Genomic DNA, 3,856 nt, shown 5'->3' with positions numbered 1-3,856 from the left:
GCCCGCGGTGACGTGGTAGGCGCTGGTTCCGTCGTGCGAGTTGATGAGCACGACCTCGGGGAAGGTCATGCCGAGGCGGCGCGGCTGGTTGGCCTGGCCCTCGTGGCGGAAGCGGATGAGGTGCTTGGTGTGGCCGCTGCGTTCGGCGTCGCGCGGGCGGGTCTGACGGGCCAGCACGGGGGCGAAGCCCTCGCGCCGTAGGCCTGCGATCACGTCCGCGGTCGGGATGTAGGCGTAGCGCGCGGAGCGGGAGGAATGGGCCTCGGTCGCGAAGGCGGACGGGGCGAGCTGCATCAGCTCTCCGTCGGACAGCGGGCTGGCGCCCATCGCGGCGCGGGTAGAGCCGAAGGAACGAGAGGAACGGAAGAACGACATTGGAGAGCGCCTTTGCTCTAGCCACCGAGGCATTGCGTCTCGGCTGAAAGGGACATTACACCCCCTTCCCCCTGCCGTCAACATTTTAAAAGTTTAAAAGTCATAAATCTGGTCGCGAGTTCGTGAGGTGTTGGGAGAGCCAGCGCCGGGCCGCTCCGCGGCCGGGGTATCTCGCCCGCGCACGATCAGGCGCCCGGTCTATAAGGAAACTTCGCTTCCAGCAGCTCCATGATCACGGCTTGCGCGGTGACGGTGCGGCCGGTCGCGGCGGTGCGCCTGGCGCCTTCCTCAACGAGTTGTGCGAGCTGGCCGCGAGGGATGCGGAGCGTGACTTGCACGGTGTCGCCGGGCGAGGGCCGGCCGGGGCGACGCTTGGCAGCGGGCGCGTCGTCCGCATCGTGCGGAACGGACGCGGCAGCGGTGCGGGGCATGTGGGCAAACCTTCTGCAAAGCCCTTCCCGTTAACTTCGAAACTTTAAAACTTCAACTGCCGGCGTCCAGGGCAAGGCGGATGCTGAACAGGCACGCGAAGGCCGCGACGGTGGGGATCCCCGTGACGGATGCGAGCAGCCGTCGCAGCGGCCCGCGGCCGAGAAAGATCACGGCCAGCAGCAGGCGAAGAACCAAGGCGCCGAAGCGCCACAGCGCCATGAAATTCTGACACCGTGGGACGCCTCACGAGCGCGGCCCGGTCGGCGCCACCGGGGGCGGCGCCTCATCCAGCCATAGCGGCACGGCGCAGGCTCGCCGGCCGGTCGGGTCGGCCCACACCGAGCGCCCCTCGCACCGCGCCAGCAGGCCCACCAGGTCGTTGCGGCGGATCGCGTCGGCCCAGGCTTGGGCCGAGGTGGACCCTTCCGACAACGCGGCGCGGATCACGCCCGAGGCGGCGCGCACTTCCGCCGCTTCCTTGGACCGTCCCCACAGATACCCTCCGCCGAGCGTGGCCAGCAGCAGCACCGCGGCGCCGACACCCGAGACCACCGCGAGCCGGCGGGACTGCCCGGCCGCCAGACGCACGAAGTCGGCCCGGCACGCCTGCACGAGCTGGCGCGTCATCTCGGCCCGTGCCTTGGCGTCCAGCGGTTCCCGACTGGCTTCCATGCGGGCCTGTAGCGCGACCATGGCGCCCAGGCTGGACGACAGCCCAGCCAGCACCGGGGCGAGCGGGTCCCGCTCTACCCTGGCGGTTTCGGCCGCGGCTTCCAGATCGGCGCGAGCCTGGCGCATTGCCTCCCCCACGTCGGGGAGCTGCGCGCCCTCGCCAGGAGGGCCGGCCGGCGTCGGCGCCGCGGCGCTCACGGAAACCAGGAGCGGATCGGCGCCAGCGCCTGATCCATGCTCGCCATCCACTTGCGGACGCGAGAGCGGTTGAGCGGGCCGAGCGGCCCGACAGGCGCGCGGCCCTGCGGTTCCTGGCCGTCGCGCGCCAGGCTGAACGAGAGCCGCTTGGCCTCGATCTCGTTGGCCACGGTCGCGTCCAGCCGCGGCATCCAGATCGGCACCGCCCCGCGCGCCACGGCCTCGCGGAACGCGGAGTGATTGAGGACCCAGCCGAACGCTTCTTCCCGCGACTGCGTGGGGGACACCAAGCCCTCGTTGAGGATCAGCGCCGTCGCCGCCGGCGCAAACACCTTCTTCTCGAAGGAGGCGAGGGAGGAGAGATCGTCCACGCGCGGGCCGAGGGTGTAGATCGCGACTGGCGACACACCGGCTTCCTCCATTACGTCGCCCAGGTCGGGCGCATCGTCCAGCAGCCGGCTGAGGCTGGTATCGCCGCCGCCCAGGTCCAGCAGCGCCGAACGCTTCTCCTCCATCGCGAATCGAAGCAGCTCTTCCAGCCATGCCGCGACACTGGCGGCCTCGTTGGTGGGCGGCTGGTCAACGCCGTCCACGAAGGCGGCCAGGGAGCGGTTCTGTGGGTCCAGGGCGGCCGCCAAGACCTCGCTGCCGGTCGCGGCGGCGGCTTCGAGGATGTAGCGCAGCAGGGTGGTCTTGCCCGACCGCCCCGGGCCACTGACGAACCACACCTTGGGCTTCCCGGTCAGGTCGAGGATCGGCCCGGAAGGTGTCAGGGACGAGGCCGCCGCATCGAGCGCGGAGGGGGGCAGGCCGATGGTGGCTTCCGGGGCGTCAAAGCTGCGCTTGCGCTGGAACAGGCGGACGATGCTCGCGCCACCCTCGGCCGCGGGAGGAGCATCGGCGCCGGGAATGGCGGTCGGCTTGGTGGCCATGTTCGGTTCCTTCCAAGTCATTGCCTAAGCCGAGCAATGCCGAACTTCGGCTTAGCTGGCGGATTGACCCCCTCCGACAGGTTCACGGGTGAGTTGTCGGGCGCGGGTGGGCGAGGGGGGATAGGCGAAGGCGTCGTCGTGAGAGGCTGTGGCAACGCGGCAGACGCAGGAGGGGCGGCCGGTGCCGGCGTCGGCGCAGGAGAGGGCACCACGGAGGCGGGGATGGCCCCGGCAAGATTGCGAGCCTGAGCCCGCTTCACGTCTGCCCGGACACGCCACCATGTTTTGCGGGTGCGCTCCGGGGTGGCCGGCTTTCCGGTGCTGTCCGTGATGCCCAGGGATGCGAACTCGGCCGCCAGGGCAGGCCAGTTTGGGCGAACCTTCCCAAACTGCGCGGCTAGGTTCTCGTGATGCTGGCGCATCCATTGGTAGAGCCGAGAGCGCGAAGAACCCTGGTCCGCGGCCCGCAGCACCCGAGCTAGAGCGTCCTCATCGTCAGGCATGCCGGGCCGGCCATCCTAAGATCGTTGCCGCCTGCATCATGCCAAACGTCCCTAGAAGCGTCCACTGCTCTGTCCCTTTTTGATATCCGAAGCATCCCCAAATTTTCCTCTGGTGTCCCCAAAACGTCCCAAGGCGTCCCCTATGGCGTCCTCAAAGGGGCAGGGGAGGGGAAGAGAAGTCTTCTACAGACCAATGCACCCTAGAAGGTGCTGGTCTCATCCCCAGCGGAGATGGTTCATTGGCGCCCGACCACCCGACGCCGAGGAAGCCGCCATGTCAGACGCCATCACCGCCGAGCTGGCCCGCCTCCGGGACACCGTTGAGACGCTGACCCAAGGGCTGCGGATGATGGTGGAGACACAGGCCACCCACACCGAAATGCTGCAAGCCATCCTTGAGGCGGCGACCGAGGAAGCCGGCGAGAGCCCGCTGCCGGGCTTGCTGACGCAGATCGTGGAACGCCTCGACGAGCAGACTGGAATCCTGCACCGCATCGAGGCTGCGGCCGACGGTGGGCCGGTCGAGGATGCCCAGGACGACGAGCGCCACGCCGGCCGGCGGCCGGGGCCGCCGTCGCGTCAGTAGCAGGCCCGGCCGGTGCTGACCTTCCGCAAGGGCGCGGCCACCGTCACCCCTGGCGGTGCGCGGGCGATGGCAGACCACCTGATGGAAGAAACCCTCTCGCCCGAAGCCGTGGCGATGGGGGACTACTACACCCGGAACCGGGCGGCCGAGCTGGGGGC

Annotated in this window: 6 protein-coding genes; 1 reads left to right on the top strand and 5 read right to left on the bottom strand. The window is 69.5% G+C overall.

Translation table 11 applies throughout. The features are described from left to right. The 5 genes from BUB97_RS26065 to BUB97_RS25705 form a co-directional block, all read right to left on the bottom strand. A partial coding sequence (locus tag BUB97_RS26065; RefSeq protein WP_175562751.1) for a DUF932 domain-containing protein occupies positions 1-375 on the bottom strand: 375 nt, incomplete at its 3' end. 185 nt (positions 376-560) lie between these two features. Beyond that, positions 561-806: a hypothetical protein gene (locus BUB97_RS25300; protein ID WP_073140705.1), complete on the bottom strand. Its 246-nt coding sequence runs from the start codon at positions 804-806 to the stop codon at positions 561-563. 52 nt (positions 807-858) lie between these two features. Then, entirely contained in the window at positions 859-1,026 is a 168-nt protein-coding gene (locus BUB97_RS26500) for a hypothetical protein (protein ID WP_171979083.1), read from the bottom strand. A 24-nt stretch (positions 1,027-1,050) separates the two neighbouring features. Further along, entirely contained in the window at positions 1,051-1,617 is a 567-nt protein-coding gene (locus BUB97_RS25295; RefSeq protein WP_139281464.1) for a hypothetical protein, read from the bottom strand. 56 nt (positions 1,618-1,673) lie between these two features. Next, on the bottom strand, positions 1,674-2,609 hold the full coding sequence (locus BUB97_RS25705; protein WP_083755604.1) for a DEAD/DEAH box helicase family protein: 936 nt from the start codon (positions 2,607-2,609) through the stop codon (positions 1,674-1,676). 777 nt (positions 2,610-3,386) lie between these two features. Here BUB97_RS25705 and BUB97_RS25285 point away from each other — a divergent pair. After that, complete coding sequence (locus tag BUB97_RS25285) at positions 3,387-3,698, top strand: hypothetical protein (protein ID WP_073140700.1); 312 nt, start codon at positions 3,387-3,389, stop codon at positions 3,696-3,698. Positions 3,699-3,856: the final 158 nt, after the last annotated feature.

Origin of the sequence: Muricoccus roseus (genome assembly GCF_900141905.1) — a bacterium.
Lineage (GTDB): Bacteria > Pseudomonadota > Alphaproteobacteria > Acetobacterales > Acetobacteraceae > Roseomonas > Roseomonas rosea.
Note: the sequence above shows the minus strand (reverse complement) of the source record. Positions and strands in the feature narration are given on the sequence as shown.